We start from the raw sequence: 24,177 nt of genomic DNA, 5'->3' as shown, positions 1-24,177 counted from the left end.
AAAAAGTAATGAATCATGCATGCAGATTACTTATTCTTACCATAACAATATTTGAAATCAATTTAATATTAGAAAATTATTCTCAAAAAACTCTACTCAAATTTTATAACGAAAATCTCAAAAACCGAAATCTAACTCCTAGTGTTATATCAACAATAGAAAAATACTTAAACCAATTAGAAAAAGAAATAAACGTCATAGTCGAATTCTATTTTAAAGACAATCAATCCATAATTTATTATAAACTTAATTACACCCTAGAAAAAGTTTGCTTAAAACTACAAGAATACTACAAATTATTCTACAAAAAATTAAAACAATTTTTACAAAAAAACACTACTACTACTTAATTGTAAAAAATTATATCTTTGCAAATTAAGCAAATTTAGAAATATAAATTGCAAAGATATATATTTTTATATGATAAATAATAAAAATTACTAGGAATACTAACTTGGAAAAACTTTTGAAAAAAATAATAAAAATGAATTACAAAAATAAGCTATCTTCTCACTTAATAATTCTTATTTACACACTAGGCGACACTGAACTAAATTTAAATATTGAGTACTATAGTAGGGGCTTTATACACCACGTGTTTAATTCTAACATACATAAATATTGCAATACTACTGAAAATATTAAAATGGATTTATTAGAAATAATTTAGATAATTTAGAAAACACACTAAAAATTATAACTAATAAATTTAACGTGGAAAAAAATATATTCAAACTTTACTACACAATCAATTATCCTTTAAAAATATATTACACAAAAATTACGAACTACTATAAATCGACTATATAATAATATTACAAGGGAAAACACCTTTAGTAGATTTACTAAAGGTGTTTTCCCTTGTAATTTAAATACATATTTTGGGAAGACTATGGGCTATAATACCCTATTTTTGAATTATAAACCAAATTAAAAAAAATCAGATATATTGTAAATGCATTATAGCACCTCATAGGCCTAATAAAAAACAATTAAAACTAAAAAATATATAAATAAAACGTAAATTAGGAAAATTAATGTTACATAAAATGAATAGGGCTTAAGACAAATTCTTTAAAAAAATCACTTTAAGCACTATTTCATTACTAATTATTGATCAATTCGAGCATAATGTCGAACTAACTTATAGTATAACCAAAATTAAACTATAGTCAAGTTATATTTTGAATAAATTTAAACTACAATTACTAAAACTTTTAATAATATAACTAAATTTGCTATAAAAGTATTTACTTTTTTGCTAAACAAAAAAATTTTTACAAAATAAATCCGAATGAATTTATTCTAATTAGTGAACATCTTATTCCATTCCTCTCAAAACAATTGCTATAGCAATAGCTATCGAATTACTAACATTAAAAAATCAAAAATATTATAAAATATCTAATAATAAAAATATTCTTATTATTATTTCAATAATTTATACTAATTATTTAATTATATTATTATTGCATTATATTATAGTTAAGGAGAATATCTATGAAATACCATATAATCGTAAGTATATTTATTTTTCTATTTTTAAATGCTTGCAATCCAGATTCTAATACCAATCAAAATAATTCTAAAAAAGGATTATTAAAAATAGAAAAAATCCCTAATAAACAAATAAAAAATAAGCTACTTGATGATTTAAAAAATTTAATAGAAACAGCTAACGAGGATAGAAAAAAATATGAAAAAAAATTAGAAGAAGAACCTTCAAACCAATATGGAATATCAATTTTCAAAGAAATTTATTGGGTAGCATCATATGAAACGGTAGCAGATAATACCGATAGATCTAAAAACTATAGAAAATTCACTTATGCTACTTTAAATCCTATTAATACCAATAAGTTAGCGAATCTTTCAAAGATTTTAATTCAATCAAAACAAAAAACCCTCCTATTTGGCACTTTTTGCAACCTTGGAAGAACTTTTGATACAGCGATTAATCACTTATATCCTAAAAAGGATGCTTTAGATAAACTAGAAATTTCAAATTTAGAGAAGCTTAAAAATTCGTTTGAAAAATTATTATCCATGAAATCAATCGTATCAGACATGTTAAACCAACTTTTATTAGATTATCAAGATGATAAGGATTCTATAAAAACAGATATTGCTAAGCTTGAATCTCATTTAACGGAACTTTACAAGCAAATTGAAAAAAAAAGTTCTCAAGCAACAAAGTTGAAAAATAACATATTGTCAATAAGCAACCTTTAAAGTCATGTTATTGGAATTAATATTATGTAAAAACCTATCCTTTTTTTAAAGGATAGGTTTAATAGTGAACTACTATTTCTAAATCAAAGATTATAGAAATAGTAGTTCRCWGGAAATTTAATAAAACCTAAATTAAAATCTGCTTAGCTTTTACCTAAAGTAACAATATACCCTTAATACAATAAAAATCAAGCATTGGTTTTTTCTTTTTATTTTCTTTTGTAATTTTCATATTCATTAATTAAATGATAAGACTTCTTTTTTTAATGAAAAATAATATTTCAAAAATAAAATAAGCTCTTTTAGTATCTTCTTTACAAAATTCGTAAAACCCTTTGTTTTTTATTAAAATCCTAATAGACATTTTTCTATTATTTACTTCAGGCAAATTTTCTTTTTTTTACGTTTGATAAATTCTCTTTTAACTGTCTTTGTATTCCTCTAAAGCCCTATTTTTTAATTTTATCTATATAAACAGGCCTCCTCTAAAACCCTTTTTCCGTAAACTTTTTTTGCTATACTTTGTATTAATAAATTTCCTAAAAGGAATTTTAAAATTTTCTTTTATTAAATCTTTAAATACACTTTGATCTTCTTTTATACAAAGGGGAAATACATGGCTTGATTCACTGCATCTATTTGAAACAAAACATCTCTATAAAATTCTAGAGGTAAAAGAATGAAAAAAATTATTTGTCGATAAAAATCYTGTTGTAATAAGGSTTATATTATTCTCAATTTCTAAAATATATTTTTTTATATCTTGGCTCTACTACAACTCCTTTATTTTTAGAGTAATAAATAAATCTGCTGCCAAATAACCTATAAGATATTTTTTAAACATAACTTGGATCGATATTTATAGATTTAAAAATTTTTAAATCTATAATAACTTCCAAAATACAGAATCTTCACCTAGATTATAATTGTTTATAGCATATTCTTCTTTTGAATATGTAAATTCTTAAGCTTATTTAAAAGCTTTTTTCTTGTATAGTCAATTAGCTATTTTAGCTTTTCTGGTTTGAACGCCAATACTAAAATTATTGAAAATATCTTTTAAAGAAATCCCATTGTCATAAATATCTTTATTTGAAAAATCTTTTTAGTAAAAAAATAATGGGGATATTTGTATTCAAGTTTTTCAAAATTAATAGTAAAGATATTGTTTTTTCCTAAAAACCCATATTTTTTTTCTCTTTTGCCTTTAATACTTTTGTAAAATACTTTAATCAGCTTACTTTTTTTAGTCCATCTTATATTTAGTAAAAATAGCAATAGTAACTCCGGTTTGGATACAAAATACATTCTCACCTATACTGCCATCATCAGTTTTTTTCTTTCTTGAACTATCGTGTAAATTTAATATATAAATTTCATCAAATGTTTTTAAGAGGTAATCTCATACCTCTGAATGCCACCTTGTCAAGGTATCCATTTGTTTGTTATGATACCTAGCAATCCTTCGTTAGAACTTTTAATTCTATGTTCTGCAAATCTAATAAACTTAGTGCGGTCATCATTAAGTGGCCTTAAATTTTTTTCATTTATAAACTTATTTTCTATTTTTTTATAATCATTAACTAAATTTAATATATATTCATTATTATTTTTTGAATCTGAATTATAAGGAGGATTTCCCAGTATGACAAGTATTTGCTTTTCTTTAGCTTTATTTGTAAGTTTATTTTCTTCTCCAATTGCAGGGAAAATACCTTAAAAGATTTTTGATCTGAAGGGTCTGCTTTATCAATAAAATTAGTCAAAAATATTTATAACTTTATGTTTTCATTATTTAAGCTGTCGCTACAAATTTTTCTTTCAAATATTGACTTGGCTTTAAATGATCAACTACATAAGGAACCATTAAACATTCAAAACCATAGACATTTTTAAGTATGTGAAAATTAATGTAATCTTCTTGTTTTTCAGAGTCTATTGGAATTTCGTTTAATATAATTTTAATTACTTCAGGTAAAAATGTGCCAATACTTATTACAAAATCAAACACTGCAACTTTATCCCTATTTTTAAAGCCATAATTTAATTTAATTTTTTTAAGTGCCTTATGTAAACTGTTAACAATAAAACTTACACCCGAATAGGAAGTGTACTACACTCCTTTGGCCTTTCTTAATTTAACATCGTACTTAGCTAGAAAATCCTCATAAAAATAAAGATAGGGGATCTTTTGAGCTTGTTTTGGCTCTTGTAAAAGAAAATTCTTTAAAAAATAAGCTCTGTATCAATTTATTTATTACATTAATAATTTCTTCTAAAATCTATCTTGGACTATTATATTCATTATTTGTATCAATATCACTAATTAATTTTAATATATCTCTTATAAGCGAAAAGTTAGAAAGTATAAACTTTTTAATATTATAAAAAGCTATTTTTCATTAAATTTAAGCAAAGACATAATTACCTTATCTTAAACTTTTAGATAATTATAATTGATTTTTAAGGAAATCAAAATGATGCCCCAAAAGCTTTTAATAATAAAAAATTGTTATTCTTGCCAAAAGCTACTTAAGAAAAATAGTAAAATTTGTTGTGTTGTTTATAGAACTAGAAATAAATACCCCAAAACCCTTATAACGAGCTAATAATTGTTTTTATTGGGAGGTTATTTAGGGATTGTAAATTTTTATATACAAAGCCTAAAACAAATTTTACATTTTTATACTCATATCCTTTTCTATTTCTTGCTTGCTGTTTCTTTATAATAACGAGTTTTTAATCAATTAAAATAAAATTTTTCTTTCTAACATCTTTCTTTCTTCTTTCAAACCATCTTCAAGACACTTTAATTTATCTTTATAACTCTTCTTTATCTTTTGGTTATTCTTCTTTTTTAAATTTCTCTTACTTTTTGTATTCTTTTTCAATCTTTTCTAATTCTTGTATCCTTTTTTATTAACTTCTAATCTTAGATTTTCAACAATATTTTAAGCTACCAGATTTTTAGATTTCTCTTGTATCTCTGCTTGGCATCTTAAATTAATTTCTCTTTTATCTCTTCTTTTGTATCTATAAAATCTAAAAATTCTTTAGCTTGTTTTTTTAAATCTTATTCTAAATTTTGTATATCTACAACTTATATAATGTTTATAAGAACTTATTAATATAAAAATAGCAGACATAGTAAACTTTTCCTCATAATTATCCCACCAAGCTTTAGGAATATATTAAATACCTATATTTACATATATAAAGCTTAAAAGCAATTTAATTACATTGCACACTATAAAGCAAAAAAATAAAGCCCAAAAAAACTACTCCCCCCAGAGCACAAATTCCAAAATCACCAAAGCAGATCACAATAAAGACAATTAAATGCAAACAATAAAAATACAAGATATTCCAACTTTATTTAATAAAGTTGGAATAATTTTTTGCAACATAAATTTTGAAAGCATTATCAAAATAAACATTTATTAATAAAATTGTAAAAAAGAAAAACCGATATTAAATACAAAGCTCAAATATCTATAAGTTAATTTAGTTTTACAACAACTAGCAATAAAACTACATTAATAAAATTAATAGATACATTAAATTTCAAATCTTCATTACAGACACTATAAAACAAAATTTTGTATTTTACTTTTTCTTATTATTATATTAGTTACAATATCAAGCAAAACATCTTTTCTATTCTAAAAAGCTCCTTAAAAATATAATTTACTATTATTATCTCTTTTTTACAAACTCACATAATTCTTTATCTCTCATGAAAATTCTAATAGAAATATTCTTATTATTTAATTTACTTATATGATTATTAAAATTTAATGATTTTTTTTCTAAACATGTGTTTTTTTATATTTTTAAATCCTAATTCCTTAATCTTATCAATAGATAAAACTATCCTCCAAAACTTTTGACTAAAGTTTTAAATAAAAATAAGTTTGCGCTTTAGCAACTACAAAAGACTTTACAAATTGAGAAAAACTTTAAAACAATCATATTTATAAAGTTATTTTGTTTAAATTTCATATAGAATTTTCATTTTTTGAATTTTACTATAAATTTCTTTTTCTAAATTCATTTTCAATTACCCTTTAAATCTTTGTCAATTATTAATTTTTATCTATATTAGTATCTAAATTCGATAAATTATCAATAATTGCGGTATTTCCAATTTTTTTATTAAGATATAATTATTTTTATTTTTATTTTTATTTTTATTTTTATTAATAAAGCACATATCCTTAATATACTTTATTATCTCATATAAATTATTGAGTAGACTAAATCATTTTTAATTACTATCTAATATACAAAAAATATTTTGCAAAGTTTCTTTTGCCTCTTTATAATAGCCTAATTTTGAAAACGACCCTATAAGCTCATTTATAAAAACTTTTATATCATTTGGAAAATGAATTTTGTTGGTGTTAAAATCAATACATTATTCTCAAATAATATGCATATTTATTTGTAAATCATCTTTTACTTTTTACTTTACTACCCCGATTTTTTTGACATTTTATGATTTAAATAACTACTTTATAAACAAAGAAATTCCCTGTTTTTTATCAAATACCTTATCTAAATAATATATTTGATAAATCACATAGGTTAATATTCTTAACACAAAATTATCTATACTAAATTTTTAATTATATTTTTTACACTCCTTATATTCTTTCATAATTTCATTAAGCAATTCTTCTTTATCTTTAAGTAATTTTTCTAGCAAAAAACTAGTAAATCTTGATTTTGATTTGTAATATATGTATGCATCTTCTGTTTTAAGCTGAAATCTTAATGGCCTGATAAAATTTCGATTGGATTTTTTAACTTCTCCCCTTCTTTATCCTTTAAAAAAAATAAAGAATTCTATATACCGTTTTCGATTATGCCTTTCTCCCAAGCTAGTCCTTCTTCTATTGCATTTGCTATTCTTAAATATTTATAAGTCTGACTTTTTGCTATTTTGTAATTCCTAGTAAACATTTCAAAGTTTTGATAGCCATCTAATTTATAATATTCTTTATCTTTAATCTCTTTTAAGATCTTCATTGTTTCTATTTTATTGTGAATTTATTTTTAAAAGTTAATTATTAATCTTTTTTAAATAAAGAGAACTTGTTCCGGTTTATCTTAATTAAAATTAATTTCAATTTTCTTTTGATTTTTGTCAGTATTGATAAGATCCTTTATTTTTTATATTCATATATTTAAATTTTAAACTCATTCTATCTCCTTACTTATCATGAAGTTAAAAATTTTTCCGATAACTGGAAAAATTTCTCAAGTGTAATTTTATATTCTTTTATATAATTTTCATTTAAATCGAAAGTATCGTTCTATGCTATCCCCTTGTTCAAGTCTTCACGTTCATGAATGGGGCCTAAAAAATTATCATCACCGCCTATTAATTCCAATAAGTGTTTTCATTACCAAAATTACATTTTTTGCATATTTTTTAGTTTAAGTTTATTAATTCTTTTTTTACTTTCGTTTTCTCTTTTTTATTTTTTATTTTTATAAATCACTTTTATTTAAAATATATGTATACATATATTTTTTTTACTATCTCTTTTAATAAGCCCAGACAAATAATTACAAATATCACACATTAAGCAACACACGTGCTCTTGCAATTTTGATTTTTTAAGCCAATCTCCAAAAAATTTTTAAAAAACTTATTATATTTATTGATTGCCCTTTAAGAAACTTTTTTTATTATGCTTTTATTATAACTTTGTAAATCTTTCAATAGTTTAACTTAGATAGATCGGAAAATACCTTGCTATTAGGGCTTTATTATAACTGTTAAATTTTGCTTTTTTTGTTAAAATTTATATTGCCAATGATAAAAATACGCCAATTTAAATTAAACATTTTTAATAATGTCCAAATCCTCCTTATATAAGGCACATCATAAATCAATTTTACTGAAAAAACAAAAAGCATATCTAAGATTTTCACCCTATTAATACCACACAATATGGTAAACAATTTTCGATATTATACTATAATTAATATTATTATAATACATTGTTGTAATATTATTATATTTAGGGAGAGAATTTATAAAATAAAGCATAATTACTAGAATACTTGTTTTTTCTATGAATGATTGTAATGCGGATCTTAATATTAATAATTATAAAACCAAAACTAAAGATGGGTTTTATGCTTTAATTTAATTAATTTTAAGGAAAAACTAATTACCATATTAATCCCAAATATATAATTATTGACAAAAGTTGTATCAAGGGATATTGCCTAATATAGCAGAAGTATATTCTGTTATTAAATATCTCCTAAGGAGGATTTTATTTTTAAAATAATAGAAAATAGTGCACTTATTTTAATAGATATACAAAATGATTTTTTAGAATCAGGCACTTTGCCAGTATCTAACAGTAATGAAATAATTTCTTTGATTAACCAACTTCAAAATTATTTCAAAAACATTATTGCCACCAAGGATTGGCATTGTAAAAATCATGTAAGCTTTTCTAACAATAAAAATGGGGGTATTTGGCCTGAGCACTGCGTCAAAAATACTTGGGGATCAGAATTTCCTAATGATCTAAATACGAAAAGAATAAAAAAAGTTTTTTTTAAAGGAACCGATCAATATTACGATAGTTACAGTGGATTTTATGATGATTGCATTAAAAAAAAACAAACGGGCCTTCAGCTTTATCTGAAAAACAATTCAATCAATACATTATTTATAACGGGACTAGCATTGGATTTTTGTGTAAAAGAAACAATACTTGATGCAATTAACTTGGGATTTCGAGTTTATCTAATAACAGATGCTACAAGAAGCATAACATCTACTCCTGAATTAATAATTCAGGAACTTAAAAAGCTTAATGTATTAACTTGCTTCTCCAAGGACATCTTCGACAGCCAAAGTAAGCTTAATATATAAAAAATCATTCAATAGTATTTAATTAGAAAACTACTATTTATAATTAAAACTATCATGGAATGATAGTTTTTTAGACTATATAAGAAAAGTTTATTCACCAAAGAATGGCCTTTATATTAAATTAAAGCCGCCTTTTCCTTGGTTTTTACTTCTTAGTAAGAATAATTTTAAGATTCATAGTTACATTTATATCTCTATCATATAAAGCTCTGCAATTAACACAAGTCAACTTAATATTACTTATCCTTTGTGTAATACCACTTCGAATGCCCTATTTAAATATAATAAAAGAATGATAAAGAACTCAAATACTTCCCCCATGCATCATATAAAAATATCCATCTCAAAATGTTAAAAACAACGCCACCGACATAATTCTCTAATACCCAATGTACAGTCTATAGATACAATAAAATCTTTTAAGAATTTAATTCCAATAACACCTGTTTAAACCGGCTCACAATATAAAAAATTTTTATTTTTTAGTGATAAACTTTACTTATCTGAAAAATTGCTTTATTATGTAAGAGTGTATAAAAAACCATCCGAAGTTGAGGAGGCAGAAGTGAAGGTTAATAAATCCCTACAAATACAAAGTAAATATCAACACAAACTAATTGCTTTAATTGCGACACTTGAGTATATTAATAAAAACAAAAAAAAATACAACCAATCAGACATCCTTTATTGTTTTAACAGTAACTTAAGGCGCAACGGGCAAAAAGAAGTTTCAATCAAAACGCTTAGAAACTACTTCTATAAACTAGAAAAGCTAAATATTACTATTAACTACTATAGACATCTAGGTATTAATATGGGCACTGAAATCTACTATGCTCTTAGGCATTCTAAAAAAGACTGCTATAATCTACTAAACCAACACTTTAGGAATAAAAAAACAGAAAGATTTCAAAGACGTGTTAATGTATATATTAAAATAAATTACGATAAAAAGGACAATGTAAAAAATGGGGAGTGTCTTAATAATAAATATAAAAAAGAAGAAAGAGAAACCGAAAGAAAAAAAAGGATTAATAAGCTTAAACTAAAAAAATATGCAAAAAAATGTAATTTCGATAATGAAATTTCCTCTTTTATTATTAATCTTAACTTAAAAAAAGAAACAACAATCAAGCTTTTTAAATTTATAATCAAAGAAAAATATTATTTCAAAAAAGAAAACAAATGTAATTTACAAAAAACACTGCAAAACAAAAAAAGAGATTTAATTTCAATATTAAGAAAAACCCAAAAAATTTTAATAAAAGAAGGTTGCGACAAAAAAAAGATAAAAACCCAAATACAAAACACATATCAAAAATATAAAAACAAACCCCATTTCATATTAGAAAGCAATAAATATAAGGATTTCGATCAAATTATAAAAAAGATAAAGGACGATACTAATAAAACCGAACCCCAAAAACATAAAGACAATATAGAAACCAATATATATAACATACTTTTAGATCAATTACATAGAAAAACCAACACAACAAATTTAAGGTCGAAAATTAAAGAATACTTAAACAAACAAAATAAACTTGAATACAAAAAAATATTTAATAATCAATACTATAATGAAATTATCAAACTAATAGAATCACAAAATATTTATAAAAATAGCTATATAAATTAAGAGTTTGAAATGAAAAGTGTACTAGAAAAACTTAAAAACAAAAAAAAAGAAATAATAAAAAAAAGTAGAAAGCCAGAAATTTTCATCAAAAAAGAAATTCTCAACGAAAGAGCAATATATCACACTAAAATGCTAATGGATCTATACAAATTTGAAATAAACAGATATAAAAAAAACAAATTTTTAATTCTTTTTAGAAAATTATTTAATCAAGGAAAATTAGAAGGACTTAATTTATTCTCTACAAAAGAAAATGATAAATTTATAGGAATTTTCTATGGATACAGAAAACCTATAAAAAACATTGTTATAAAATACAAAATCAATGGCACTTTAAAATCATATACATTTTCCAAAGTATATTATATAGAATTTAAATTTAAAAAAGGCAGTGTGTTTTGTTATTTAAGAAGTCTTGCTAGGTTAATCAAAAAAGAAAAAATTAATAAAAAATATTTTCAAACATTTATTGACATGTTAAACAGATTGGAAAAAAAAGTGTATGAATTTTATTGCAAAGAATTGCCTGATGGAGGAATTATAAATAAATGGATAGAGAAAACACTAAAATAGTTGCCATTTGCTCAATTAAAGGAGGTGTTGGCAAAAGCACAAGTGCTATTATTTTTTCAACACTCTTGTCTAAAAAATATAAAGTTCTTCTAATTGACGCCGATCCACAAGCATCAACCACTAGCTATTTTTCAGATCTCTTGGAAGAACAAGGGGTAGATGTTTCAAAACAAAACATTTACGAAGTATTAGCAGATAAAAAAAACATAAATTCTTCCACCTTTAGATTAAACAATAATTTATACATATTGCCCAGTTATATATATTTATACCTTTTTTATGACGATAACATCCCGTTTAAAGAAACAAGATTAAAAGATAGTTTAAAATTATTAAAACATAAATACGACTACATAATAATAGATACTAGTCCTAGTTTGGGAATTATTTTAACAAACGTATTAGTTGTAAGTAATTATATAATAATTCCAATGACTGCTCAAAAATGGTCGGTAGAAAGCATGCAATTATTAGAATTTGCTCTAAAAAGATTAAAATTGAAAATACCGATTTTCCCAATGGTAACTAATTTTAAGAAAAACAACACTTATAAGCACTTATTGGAATTAATAAGCAGAGATGATAATTTTTTAGGCGTTATTCATGAACGTGAAGACTTGAACAAAAGGATAGCAGAAAACGATACTTTCGATTTAAATAAAGATTATATAAAAGAATATGAAATTACACTTGAAAAATTTTTTCAGTTGTCAAAAAAATTTTTAATTTCATAATATATAGGGAAATGAAATGAGTGTAAAATTAAAACATATGAATATAAAAATAAAAGATCGTATTAATACTGGCAAAAATCAAAAGCAAATTGAAATTAATTGTGATGAAGATAAAATGGAACGATTTCTATTTTTAAAAGAAAGGCTAATAATCAACTTCCAAAAAGAAATTCACAATAAAATAGAAACAATGAAGATCTTAAAAGAGATTAAAGATAAAGAATATTATAAATTAGATGGCTATCAAAACTTTGAAATGTTTACTAGGAATTACAAAATAGCAAAAAGCCAGGCTTATGAATATTTAAGAATGGCAAATGCAATAGAAGAAGGGTTAGTTCAGGAAAAATACATAATCGAAAACGGTATACAGAATTCTTTATTTTTTTTAAAGGATAAAGAAGGGGGGAAAGTTAAAAAATCCAATCGAAATTTTATCAGGCCATTAAGATTTCAGCTTAAAACAGAAGATGCATACATATATTACAAATCAAAAGCAAGATTTACTAGTTTTTTGCTAGAAAAATTACTTAAAGATAAAGAAGAATTGCTTAATGAAATTATGAAAGAATATAAGGAGTGTAAAAAATATAATTAAAAATTTAATATAGATAATTTTGTGTGCAGAATATAAAATTATAGTTTTTGGAAAATAAAGTATTTAAATTCACTATTTTTATCAAATACCCGAATTTAAATACTTTGTAAAATATTGACTTTAATCAGAAAGTGTTAGAAAAATAATCAATAAAGTGAAGTAAATTTTTTAAAAGATAATTTATAAATAAATATGTATATTATTTGAGAATAATGTATTGATTTTAACACTATAATAGCGTATAATCTTGGTAAGTGGTGCTATTAACTATAAGCATCCTTAACTTTGGTCGATGTCTATTTATAGGGCTTAAGATAAGTATTCTTGCTTTAAGAGTATTTATGGTTAGGCCCTATGTGATTTTATACCAATAATAATAAAATCACAAAAAAATCGATATTGAAAAATCTTTTATAAATAAGTTTTTTATATTTTGAATATAAAAAACTTAAAAAGTATTTTTATCAATCAGTGTTAGAATTGTGCATTTGACTTTCCAAATCAATTCGTATAAATGTTTGCTCAAAAATGGAGGTTTTTTTAATTATTTTTACATAAATTATTGCCTTGAATAAAGAATTTAGATAGCTTTTAAAAAGCTTTTGTGATTTATATTCTTGATGATAGACCGATCTTAAAAAAGATCCTATAAGCTGCTATCATTAGATAAAGCAATAAACTATTTCTATTCTATAATCTTTGACCTAGAAATAATAGTTTTAAAAAAGAGAAATTAAAATTTTTTATTCTATTTATTTCTTCTTTAGAATAGTATAATAATAAAAGGTATGAAAGTAATAATATTGTTAATTTCTTTTTTATTAATTCCCAGCAGGTTTATTTTTCCTAGTGAAATATCTGAAGAAGTTGTTATTTTAAATGATAGTAATAGATATGATTTCGGTTTAATTCTTAAATTAAAAACCAAATTTGGATCTTTTACTTTGAGGTATGATCACGACGGATACATGGATTTAGGTTTTAATATACAAGTTATAAATAACACAGAGATTGTATTTAAAAAGGTGTATATTAATGGGGTTTCTGTAATAGATCATCCAATCAATGTCCACTCTCGCTTTATTGACAGGGTTAATTATTTTAATTTTGATATGAGTTTCTTTGATTACAGTGAAAAAATGAATAAAATAAGAAAGTTAGCAGAAGAAAATGGAATTGATGTATATGTTGAATGTTTTGATGAGATAAATAATGAGAAAAAAAAATATTCTTTCAGGGTAAGCAGGGAAAATAGCTCACATTTTTATAGTGCATTTGATATGATTTTTCATAAGTAGGATAGATTATTAATGGGTAAAATATTATTTTTTGGGTTACTATTAATTTGTATTTTTTTAGGTTTCTTTTTTTACAAACAAAAAGAAAACAATGTTATTTATAATAAAATTGTTGAAAAGTTTGATGATAATGTTTTTGTTGATGAAACCTATACATATCTTTTTAAAGATAGTAATTTGAAAGAATTGGTTTTTATAAAATCACAGCTTATAATTCCTGAGCTTAAGCATAAAAAGATGATAAAAGCGACAGGTTATCGTGCAGATGCTTATAAAGCGTTATCTACCGTTTATAGGTTTGATTTTAAAGTGCATGACAATAAAATTTTAGGTTTTAAAAGTGTAATTTTTGAAGGATTTGAAGATGCTAAAGTTTCAAAGCATGAAAATAATTTACCAAGTGAGAAATGGCAGCAATTAAAAGATTTTAACATTGGTGATCCGAATATAAATGAAAAGTTTTTTCATTTAGAATTTCCTTTTGTAGTAAAAAATACCTTGTGTGTTACTATTTCTAAAGGGTTTTTTAAGAAAATCAAAAAATTAAAACGATTAAAGATTATGTTAATTTCTAATGAAGACAGAGAATATAAAATAGATATAGAAAATTTTTTGCCAAAATACAATCTTTAATTTAAATTGAAAATTTTAAAAACAGTGTGTTTTTAATTCTAGTGTTCAAGAGGATGCTTTTCAGTGTGAAAAGCAAATGATATCTGGGCTAGCTGAATATAATTTTTTAAGAAATATTTTAGTGATCGGTTTGGATTTCCATTTGCGCAAAGAGAAGTTTATTTATTTATGCAAAAGTAATTTGGAATTTAAAATGCATTGCAAAAAATTTTAAAGTTTTTAAATAACAAATTGGCCACCTCTTCTAGGTTATTCGTTTTATTGTTACCTTTTTGGGACAATAAAAATTTGAGAAAAAAGGCCGAAATAATAAAAATAATTGTTGTTAAAAATTTTATTTCTGTAGCATAAAGGAGAAAGTTTTCTGTTTTTAAAATTAGGGGATAGGTTTTTTTAAATTGCATCCATTATATAAACAATATATTTATCTTTTTTTTGATTAATTCTCTAAATTTAGGCATTTTTTGAATTTCTTTTTTACTTCTATTTTATATTTTTAGTTGTTTTAAATAAGACTAAGTCAAGTGTTAAATATTTTAAGGAATCTTCTGAAATCATCATTATATTTTCTATTTTAATATAACATTCAAAAACCTCTAGTTTGTATTTTAAATGGCTTTTTGTGATTTTATAATCAAACTTGTTTTTAAGGATTTTTGAGCTTCAGAAACTTTGTAAAATAAATGTCCTTCTATTATGCTCATAAAATAAATATAGGGTTAATTCATTAATAAAAAACTTCAAAATAGGACATGTATATATTCATATGGTGTATATTGTAGGGTGTAAATTTTATGTTTTTTATAGCTTCTCCATTTCGGAAAAGTTAGGCATTTTAATTAAAATGCTAATTAAGAGTAGTTATACTATCATTTAGTATAATTTTTACATAAATAAAAGTTTGATTTATTTTATTTGTTTTGTGTTTCCTAATAATTATAAACAAAGAAATTTTTAAATTTGAGATAATTATTGTAACACATAACAAAAATAATATGGTAAGGGGAAGATATATTGTTGCTTTAAAAAAAGTATTAGCTATATAGAGTTAAATAAAACTAAATCTAAGAAAAAAGAACCTAAAAGAATTAATTTTAGAGTTAAAAAAAAGAAGAAATTTTTGGGAATTTTAATGTGTGAGTTTTTTAAAAAGGAAAAAGACTTAATTGGGAAAATAATAGAAAAGCAAAAAAATTTAAATGTAAGTAGAGATAATTTGAAGAATATGCACAAGCTTGTTTCAAAGAGTTTGTAAATTATGAAAAAATTATCAGCAAATTATATTCCTGAAATAGTAAGAAATAAGAAACTAGGATATCTAATAAACAATAGAATTATAAAAAAGCTAGTTCAAATAAATTCATTTAAATCCGTTAGCAAGTAATTTAAAGTTCAAAAGTAACAATTTTTTTATTGTTTAGAAAAGAATATTGTGATATGTTTTTCCATATTATACCCCAGCTCCTTTTAAGTTTGTAAAAATCTAGGTATATGTTATTAATATAATAATATTAAAACCAAAAACTATTAATTTTAATTTATGAAAAATTAAAATTAATAGTTTTATTATATTTTGAATTAAATATTTTACATAATGCTTAAGAAACTTTTAAAGATTTTTGTTTTAATATCCACAAAAAGAAAAAAGGGGGAAGACAATTTACTTTGGTTTTTTCAATACCAATACTTTTAAATCAACAAGTTAAAATACCTCATATGCCATATAACTTTATCAATTTTGAATATATTAATTGCTGAATTTTTGGCTCCATTTTTTTGCCTTTGCTTTTCTTATTCAGTTTTCATCATTCATCAATAAAAAGTTTTAATTTTTCTTTTGATAAATTTGAATACTTATCAAATATTAATCTAATAGCATCATTAAATAGCTTTAGATTTAATATGATTTCGTAGGTTTTATCTTTATTTGTTTGTTTATCTTTTATAGTAAGATATGCAGGCATATAGTTGCATTTACTTTTCTTGTAAAAGAGCTTAAAATAATCTGCTAAGGAATTGTCAAAAACCCCAAAATTATATGAATAAATGTATTGAGGTTCCCTTGAAGTTTCTTTTAAATTGATTTTGGCAAAACCAGTTCTATTTTGTTCAAAATCAATATTCGACTCTTCAGAATTTAGTTTTAAACTTTTGATTTCATATTTTTTTTCAAACTCTTCAGTTGATTCAAATGCTATTATCTTAGCTATAGGTACTTCTTGACCGAATATTTTATAGTTATTGTCATTAATGCTATAATTAGTATAGCTAAAGGTAAGCAATGAATAAGTTTTGAATCGGATGGGTGAAAAAATATAAGAATACTTAAGCTCTCTAAGATCTTCAATTAAATTATTATTTTTATCTTTTATATCTCTTAAATCACCAGATTTTGCCCATGTAACATAACCATTTGCAAGTATTTCAAACACCTCTCCTTCTTTTATTTCATTTAATTCGGGTTCCTTAAAAGTAAGACAAATATTATTGTTACTCTCTTTAATGGGGTTTTTATTATATTTTGTAATATCCCCCTCTTCAATTATCTTAAAATCAAAAACTTCAGTTTTGATACTGTTGATTTTTAAAGATTTTGGTGGCGTCAAAAAACACGAATAAAATAATGGTATATATAAAAATATATTCGAAATATATATGTCTTTTTGCATAAAATTTCTCCTATTACCTTGATCAAAGTCAAGAATTTATAAAATATTTTTTCATTATATCACAAAAAGAATTAAGCAAAAGACAAGAAATTCTGTGGATCAATATCAATTGACCTGTTAACTTTTTAGAATTTGTAGAAAATATTGTAAATATAATTTATATAGTATTGTATTTTGTTTTACTCTATAGAGCAATATGCAAAAAAATGTTTATTGTTTTATTATTTTTGTGTTGATAAGTTCTTGCAACAATTATGCAAATGATAAAGGCTTAAAAAGAGTGAAAGAGTATTTAGAAAAAGAAGCAAAGGTATTTTTATGCTTATCAAATTTTGTTTTATAGCGCGGGCAAATAAAATTTTAAATTTAATGTATTTAGGGTTTTTATTAATGCAGTTAATACGATCAAATCCCTTTTTCAATATTTTTGCAAGAAATTTAAAAAAAGTGGTAAAAATTTGAATTTTTGTATATGTTTTTAATATTGGGCTAGTAAAGCTATAGAGGTTGTTAAATCAAAAATTATAGATTTTAATGCATATTTGGGATTAATAGTTTCAGGAGATCAGTTTATTGATCTAAAATATATGAACAAAATTATAAAAAACTTTAAAGATGTAATAGTTATTGAGATGGAAGGTGTCGTAATAGGGCATGTTGCACATACGTTTAATGTCTATTTTATAGTTATTGGGCCATACGGATATTTTAAATAAAGAAGTTAATAAGGTTGAATATAATATTTTTTTTTTAAAATTATATGATAACTAAAAATAAATCGTAATATTCAGTATTAGATTTAGAAACTTTTAAGATTTATATAATATGTATGARCATAATTTCAATTAATAAATTGAAATTATGTAAGAAGAGTTTAAAAAGTTGTAATATTACAAATACAAGCTAAAAAATTGTATAAAAAAGGTTAGATCCCAAGCTCATAAAAAACTCGTCCAAGTTTTTTCATCATAACTTTCAAATAAATTATTTTTTAATTCATTATCACTATTTCCATGTCATCTAAAATACAACGTTCAACCGCACTCAATTTTAGATTAGAAAGTGTCCCTTTTTTAGTAAAAATATCATTACAGCTCATTACAAAAAATTCCAAGCTTTTAATGATATTTAAAAATCTCAAAAAACTTTAAACATCCGGGCTAACAACCATAATGAAATAATTTTAGACCCAATGCAATTTTATAGGTTTTATCCCTATTATTTTGTTTATCTTGTATAGTAAGATGCGCAAGTATATAATTATATTTGCTTTCCTTGTAGAGAAATTTAACAAATGCTTTTTTAAATAGTCATTTAAACCCCTAAAAATTATATGAATTAATGCGCCCGGGCTTTCTTGAAGCCCCTTTACCTAATTAGAGCAATACTAATTTTATATTGATAAAAATCAATATTCAATACTTCAGAAATTAACTTTGGGCTTTTAACTTTATATTTTTCTTCAACCCCTTTAGTTGACTTAAAAGCTATAATTTTAACTATTGGTACTTCCTTCCCCATATTCTATAATTTATATCAGAGCTTATAGCAAAGCTTTTGTGGATTTAAGGAACTTTAAAAGATAAACTTTATAGTTCCTTAAATCATTTTTTATTTTTATACCATCTGGAACATGTAGTATGAAAAATTGCTTTTTAGATAATTTTTAGCTTTGTATATGTTTTTTAAATTCCTCTAAGTATTAAATAGGACAGGCTCCAGAACATTCTAAAAAATTTATATCAAATAAACATTTGCAATAAAGGCTTCTAAATCAAGATAGGCAGGACAATATCACATTTAGGGTTAATAATTGTTGGAAGACTGATCTATTAATTATGAAAATCAATATATCTAAAATATTTTTGAAGAATTTGAAAATACAATTATAATAGATATGGAAAGTGCATCGGCAGCTTACATAGCCTATAATTTCAATATTCCTTTATTATAGCCATTTGAGGAATATTGAACATAGTTGCCAGTGAGTATAATCCTGAAAATTATAAAAAATTTATACGAAAAGCTTCTCTAAATTCTAATTTTGGTTATTTTCTGGATTGGTATCACTATTTGGCTTTGTATTGACCTTTCCAATAGGTGCACATGATATGTAAATTGAAGCTAATATTGCTGTAATAATGTTAAGCTTAGATTTATTTGATTTGGGGTTTTTCAAAATATTCTCCTTACAAATTTAGACTAATAAATATAATTTTAATTCAAAATAATAATATTACAATTTAATAATAAAAATCAAATAATTTTAATATTATTAAATAATTTGCCAAAAAATAACAAAGAATTTTCCATCTATAATTTCTATGAAATTTTGGTGGATATGAATTTGCCAATAAATAGATTTGTTTTGTTTTTGAATATACTTTTTGATGATATCAATAGAATCATCTCTAGTAAAGAGAAGACAATAATTTCTAGACCAAATAAGGCTTCCGGTAATACTTGTCTAAATAAGTAAAATATTTTTTTCTTATAAATCTTAAAGATACTTTTTTTAGATTATTAATAAATTTAGAAGGTGTATATTGGGAGCAAACTCTAGTGATAAATGAATATGATTTTTGTTGTGGTTGAATTCATTGAAAGTTATTCTATCAACCTATTTATCTAAAAATTAAGTTTTTAATTAAAAACTTAATTTTTTTAAAATATATTGTTAATATTAATAATATATGGAAAAGATTTGTAAATAATATAAAAGGTTTTTAAAAGCATAGATAATGAAAACTAATGATATCGTAAAAACAAATAATCCTAATATATCTCTTTATAAACAATTATCAAAAGACTTTATAAAAAAGGAAAATATTAATAAGCTAAAAGACTTTTTTATTCTTATAAAAAATAAACTTTTTTCAATAGATGATAATTCCACAGAAGCAAATATAGAGTCTTTGCTAAAGTATATATTTGAAGAACTAAATTATTCAGTAGAACAACAAAAAGCCGGTCAAATAGAAGGAGTGGAGTCTAGAGTAGATATACTGCTTTTTGAAAACGACAAAGACAAAGCATCCTTTAATAATAAATTAAAAGAAGCTAAAAAAAATAATGAACCTATTCCTATCGAAGATATCTTGATTATAGCAGAGGTTAAGCGCCCAACATTTAGTTTTGATGCTAAAGATAAATTAAAAGAATCAGAAGATCAGCTATATAGATATCTAAATCAATATCAAAAACATTATGGGATACTTTCAAATGGAAAGGTATGGAGATTATATGACAAATCGAAAGTACTTTATGGAGAAAAAAGATATATTGAATTCAATTTTKCTAAAATTGAAGAAAAAGAAGAATATAAGGAACAAGAATGGTTTGTTTTATTCATCTACCTTATAAGAAAAGAAAGATATCTAAAGACAAGTAATGTAATAGAGGTTGAAAAAGAACAAATAGCTAAAGAAAAAGAGATAATTCAAAAAACTCTAAAAGAGATACTTTATGAGAGACCCGACGACTCTATAGTATTTAAAATTGCAAAAAATATATATGACAAAGAATTTAAATTATCAGGCAAAGAAATTACTCAGCATATTTTAGCTAGCATTCTTGAAGAATCAATTATTTTTATTTTAAGAATATTTTTTATTGCATATATTGAAGATAACGACATTTTTAAGAAAATATTACAAGAAAATAAGCTATACAGATCTTCTATATCTTTTAGATATTTTTTTTATGATGAAAATACAAAAAAGAAATTAGAATATAAAAAAATAATAACAATTTTCAATTTACTTGATAAAGGAAGTGATGCAATAAAGTTTCCTGTATTTAATGGAGGGTTATTTTCAGAAGATAAGGTTAAATATTTAAATAATGAAGGTTTGCTCAGTATTAGCGAGATTGAAGAAATACTAGTTAAAATGCTTTTCTTTGAAGAAAAAAATATTAAAGATGAAAAATTTGTAAAGTATTCAAGGTTAGATCCTAAAAGTTTTGGAGAATTATACGAAACTCTACTTGAATATGACCTAAGAATTGCAGATACCACTGTTCATCGTATTATTGAAGACGGAGTTTACCTTATTCGTACTGAAGAAGAGCTTGAAAATAAGAAAGTAAACAAAATTGCTACATATCTTAAAGGTAATATTTATCTTACATCTAGATCACTTGATAGAAAGAAAAGTGGGGCATATTATACTCCAGATGACTTGACTGATTTTATGGTCATATCATCAATTGAAGAGCAGCTTAAAACCAAATCCCCTTTAGATATAAAGATAATTGATAATTCTTGTGGATCAGGGCATTTTTTAATTTCTTGTCTAGATTACTTAACAGAAAAGGTATGGTACGAGCTAGATAAATTTGAAGATGTAAAAAAAGAACTTGATGAAGAATATAGGGTTATTATTGAAGAAAGTGAAGAGTATGATGTTCAAGATAGTATAAGTAAAGAATTAGTACTTAAAAGGATGTTACTAAAGRAGTGTATTTATGGTGTTGATATTAATCCCATTTCAGTTGAAATTACTATGCTAAGTTTGTGGATTAATACTTTTATTTTTGGAACACCACTAAGCTTTATTGAACATCATATAAAAGCAGGAAATGCCCTGCTAGGATATACCAAAGATGAATTCTTTGATATTGTAAAAAAGAAATTTGAAAGTGGATTTTCTTTGTTTAAAAAAAGAATTAAAGAAATTATAACTATTTTAGAAGATATTTATCAAAAAATTAAAGGTATTAATGATACTACTAAAGAAGATATAGAAAAATCTAAAAAGATATACAAAGAATATGAAGAAAGTAAAGATATAGATAATTTAAGAATAATATTTTCTTTAATTAAACTTTATTCATTATCTTTTGATAAATCTTTAAATATGGAATTTAGTGATATTGCGTCTGTAATTAGTTTAATTGAAAATATTTTGGGCAATAAAACTTCTAGTGAAGATAAAGAAAAAATAGAAAAAATTAGAAAATTAAGTAGCTACTATAAATTTTTTCACTATGGAATTGAATTTCCAGATATTCAAGAAGGATTTGATATTGTAATTGGAAATCCTCCATGGGAGAAAACTAAATTTAATGAAACAGAGTTTTTTTCAAAACATATTCCTAACTACAGAAAACTAGGCATAAAAGAACAAAATATCATAAAACAAGAAATACTTAGTAAAGATAATCATCCTTTGAGTATTGAATACAATGAAGAAAAAAATAGTATAATTGCCATTAATAATATTTATAAATTTGATTTTAAATGCTTTACTAGTGGTGGAGACCCAAATCTTTTTAGATACTTTGTTACATTTAATTTAAAATTAATAAAAGAAAAAGGTAATTTAACTTATTTAGTTCCTTCAGCTATTTGGAATGAATCTAGTTCTAGAATACTAAGAAAACATATATTTGCTCGCTATAAACTTAACTATATTTATCAATTTGAAAACAAAAAAAGATTTAAAGATGTGCATTCAAGTTTTAAATTTGCAATATTTCAACTTAGTAATATTAAAGAATCTACATCGAGCTTTAAAGCAAAATTCATGATTCAGAGTAGTGATAATATTTTAAAAGAAATAACTAGGGATTTGAAAGATAGTAAAGACGATGCTTATAAAGGAATTGAATTAAATATAAATCAAATTAAGAAGCTATCTCCTATTCAAGAATCAATAATAGAATTCAAAGACAATGAAGAATTTACTCTTATTAATAAAATGTTTAGCAAATTTAGTGCTCTTGGTGAAGGATATATTGATTTTAAAAAAGGCTTAGATCCAAGCATTAAGAATCGTAAATCTTTATTAAAAGAATGTAATAATAAAAATCTTATATTTCTTTATTCTGGAGCTAATATTCATCAATTTAATTCAAGATTTTTTGAAGATAAAGATGCAAAAGAAAGCTCTAAATTGCTATGGATAGATAAAGAGGATTTGGAAAAGGTATTAACTAAAGATAACCAATATCAAACCGAAAGAGTATTTTATAGAGCAATTGCAAGCAACACAAATGAAAGAACTATGATTAGTACTTTATCTCCTGGAAATTGTTATTGTGTGAATTCAATATATATAAATGATGAGAAAACACCAATATCACTTTATAAAAAATTATTTATTATATCTATTTTCAACTCATTTGTATTTGACTTTTTGTTAAGAAGATTTGTTGATTCAAATGTGCTAAAATCATGCCTTTATCAATGCCCAATGCCTCAACCCGAAGAAAAAGAAATTTTAAGTAATCCTTTATATTTAAATCTTGCAAAAAATACTTCTTTACTGATAGCCAAAAATGATCCCGAAAACTTTAAATATTTACTTTACTTAGAATATTTTAAGTTTGATAAAGAAAAAGTTAATAAAATACTGAAACTAGATAAAGAAGATGAATTTTTTAAAGAAAAAGAAAATGAAAATAATTTTATTATAGCTAGTCTTTACTCATTAGCTAAGGAAGATTTTATCACCTTGCTTGGTGATTTTAAGGCATTAAAGAATAAAAAAAAAGGAGAAGATTATATTTCTTCTTTAATAAAAGGATATGATAATTATTTACTAAATAATAAAATTTTTTATCATAAATAAGTTAATAAAAAAAATAAAAAATAAAATTTTAAACTAAAAAATGAGGTAGAAAAAAAGAACTGAGATATTGCTAAAGGTTTTTAAAATAGATAATTTAGATAAAAGAGTGGTATTTGAATTTGAAACTAAAGATTTAGTTGCTTTGGTAATGAATTTAAAGCCAGATTAGATAGAGTTGAAACAAGATTATACGAAGTTTATGATAGACTTCTTTGTAATAAATCTAAAATTTTGCAGGTTTAGATTTTTGAGTTAAAATTTACGATTTTTAGAAAATTCAAGTTAGTCTTTTAGATTTTTAGGCTATAGTTCATGTTGCCGG

The 24,177-nt window shown here is 23.4% G+C and carries 19 protein-coding genes and 3 pseudogenes; 13 read left to right on the top strand and 9 right to left on the bottom strand.

The window, feature by feature from the left end; translation table 11 throughout:
* The 3 genes from BB_RS04495 to BB_RS04485 form a co-directional block, all read left to right on the top strand.
* Window positions 1–350, top strand: a 350-nt coding sequence (locus tag BB_RS04495; RefSeq protein ID WP_044283693.1) for a plasmid maintenance protein, incomplete at its 5' end; no start/stop codon positions are given.
* Window positions 351–454: 104 nt separating this feature from the next.
* On the top strand, window positions 455–670 hold the full coding sequence (locus BB_RS04490; RefSeq protein ID WP_080511133.1) for a hypothetical protein: 216 nt from the start codon (window positions 455–457) through the stop codon (window positions 668–670).
* 830 nt (window positions 671–1,500) lie between these two features.
* A complete protein-coding gene (locus BB_RS04485) occupies window positions 1,501–2,232 on the top strand; it encodes a virulence associated lipoprotein (protein WP_010890261.1) in 732 nt (243 codons plus the stop codon).
* A 241-nt stretch (window positions 2,233–2,473) separates the two neighbouring features.
* Here the strand turns inward: BB_RS04485 and BB_RS07800 are convergent, their stop codons facing one another.
* The 5 genes from BB_RS07800 to BB_RS07935 form a co-directional block, all read right to left on the bottom strand.
* Complete coding sequence (locus BB_RS07800) at window positions 2,474–2,620, bottom strand: plasmid partition family protein (RefSeq protein WP_233189047.1); 147 nt, start codon at window positions 2,618–2,620, stop codon at window positions 2,474–2,476.
* A gap of 1,037 nt (window positions 2,621–3,657) precedes the next feature.
* Window positions 3,658–3,876 (bottom strand): hypothetical protein, encoded by a 219-nt coding sequence (locus tag BB_RS08030; RefSeq protein WP_416171558.1) that lies wholly within the window; start codon window positions 3,874–3,876, stop codon window positions 3,658–3,660.
* Window positions 3,877–4,027: 151 nt separating this feature from the next.
* Entirely contained in the window at window positions 4,028–4,243 is a 216-nt protein-coding gene (locus tag BB_RS04475; protein ID WP_029357333.1) for a hypothetical protein, read from the bottom strand.
* A 2,613-nt stretch (window positions 4,244–6,856) separates the two neighbouring features.
* Window positions 6,857–7,018, bottom strand: coding sequence for a plasmid partition family protein (locus BB_RS07940; RefSeq protein WP_233188755.1), 162 nt, complete (start codon window positions 7,016–7,018; stop codon window positions 6,857–6,859).
* Window positions 7,019–7,080: 62 nt separating this feature from the next.
* The gene (locus tag BB_RS07935; protein WP_257730689.1) at window positions 7,081–7,263 is read right to left on the bottom strand and encodes a chromosome replication/partitioning protein; all 183 of its coding nucleotides are present in this window, start codon (window positions 7,261–7,263) and stop codon (window positions 7,081–7,083) included.
* Window positions 7,264–8,539: 1,276 nt separating this feature from the next.
* Here BB_RS07935 and BB_RS04465 point away from each other — a divergent pair.
* The 8 genes from BB_RS04465 (at window position 8,540) to BB_RS07930 (ending at window position 15,866) form a co-directional block, all read left to right on the top strand.
* A complete protein-coding gene (locus tag BB_RS04465; protein WP_042334675.1) occupies window positions 8,540–9,136 on the top strand; it encodes an isochorismatase family protein in 597 nt (198 codons plus the stop codon).
* A 565-nt stretch (window positions 9,137–9,701) separates the two neighbouring features.
* Window positions 9,702–10,775 (top strand): plasmid maintenance protein, encoded by a 1,074-nt coding sequence (locus BB_RS04460; protein ID WP_044283689.1) that lies wholly within the window; start codon window positions 9,702–9,704, stop codon window positions 10,773–10,775.
* Between the two features lie 9 nt (window positions 10,776–10,784).
* On the top strand, window positions 10,785–11,348 hold the full coding sequence (locus BB_RS04455; RefSeq protein WP_010258957.1) for a DUF226 domain-containing protein: 564 nt from the start codon (window positions 10,785–10,787) through the stop codon (window positions 11,346–11,348).
* The gene (locus BB_RS04450) at window positions 11,324–12,082 is read left to right on the top strand and encodes a ParA family protein (RefSeq protein WP_010258956.1); all 759 of its coding nucleotides are present in this window, start codon (window positions 11,324–11,326) and stop codon (window positions 12,080–12,082) included. The genes BB_RS04455 and BB_RS04450 overlap by 25 nt, the downstream gene beginning before the upstream one ends.
* 16 nt (window positions 12,083–12,098) lie before the next feature.
* The gene (locus BB_RS04445) at window positions 12,099–12,680 is read left to right on the top strand and encodes a chromosome replication/partitioning protein (RefSeq protein ID WP_010890263.1); all 582 of its coding nucleotides are present in this window, start codon (window positions 12,099–12,101) and stop codon (window positions 12,678–12,680) included.
* Window positions 12,681–13,468: 788 nt separating this feature from the next.
* Window positions 13,469–13,978 carry a hypothetical protein gene (locus tag BB_RS04440; RefSeq protein ID WP_044283684.1) on the top strand — a complete coding sequence of 170 codons (510 nt, stop codon included), beginning with the start codon at window positions 13,469–13,471 and terminating at the stop codon, window positions 13,976–13,978.
* Window positions 13,979–13,990: 12 nt separating this feature from the next.
* The gene (bptA, locus tag BB_RS04435) at window positions 13,991–14,611 is read left to right on the top strand and encodes a virulence-associated protein BptA (RefSeq protein ID WP_010890264.1); all 621 of its coding nucleotides are present in this window, start codon (window positions 13,991–13,993) and stop codon (window positions 14,609–14,611) included.
* Between the two features lie 1,132 nt (window positions 14,612–15,743).
* Window positions 15,744–15,866 (top strand): hypothetical protein, encoded by a 123-nt coding sequence (locus tag BB_RS07930; protein ID WP_012614991.1) that lies wholly within the window; start codon window positions 15,744–15,746, stop codon window positions 15,864–15,866.
* Between the two features lie 550 nt (window positions 15,867–16,416).
* Here BB_RS07930 and BB_RS04430 read toward each other — a convergent pair.
* Entirely contained in the window at window positions 16,417–17,280 is an 864-nt protein-coding gene (locus BB_RS04430) for a S2/P23 family protein (RefSeq protein WP_010890262.1), read from the bottom strand.
* A gap of 497 nt (window positions 17,281–17,777) precedes the next feature.
* Between BB_RS04430 and BB_RS07980 the strand changes: the two are divergent.
* Window positions 17,778–18,051, top strand: a pseudogene (locus BB_RS07980) (phosphorylase family protein); the annotation flags it as partial.
* A gap of 389 nt (window positions 18,052–18,440) precedes the next feature.
* Here the strand turns inward: BB_RS07980 and BB_RS08100 are convergent.
* The 3 genes and pseudogenes from BB_RS08100 to BB_RS04425 form a co-directional block, all read right to left on the bottom strand.
* Window positions 18,441–18,566 (bottom strand): annotated as a pseudogene (locus BB_RS08100) (BB0158 famile outer surface lipoprotein); the annotation flags it as partial.
* An 82-nt stretch (window positions 18,567–18,648) separates the two neighbouring features.
* A complete protein-coding gene (locus BB_RS08095) occupies window positions 18,649–18,801 on the bottom strand; it encodes a BB0158 famile outer surface lipoprotein (RefSeq protein ID WP_420024816.1) in 153 nt (50 codons plus the stop codon).
* A gap of 520 nt (window positions 18,802–19,321) precedes the next feature.
* A pseudogene (locus BB_RS04425) lies at window positions 19,322–19,459 on the bottom strand (complement regulator-acquiring protein); the annotation flags it as partial.
* Between the two features lie 562 nt (window positions 19,460–20,021).
* Here BB_RS04425 and BB_RS04420 point away from each other — a divergent pair.
* Entirely contained in the window at window positions 20,022–23,855 is a 3,834-nt protein-coding gene (locus tag BB_RS04420) for an Eco57I restriction-modification methylase domain-containing protein (protein ID WP_164928169.1), read from the top strand.
* Window positions 23,856–24,177 lie beyond the last annotated feature (322 nt).

Origin of the sequence: Borreliella burgdorferi B31 (assembly GCF_000008685.2) — a bacterium.
GTDB lineage: Bacteria > Spirochaetota > Spirochaetia > Borreliales > Borreliaceae > Borreliella > Borreliella burgdorferi.
Note: the sequence above shows the minus strand (reverse complement) of the source record. Positions and strands in the feature narration are given on the sequence as shown.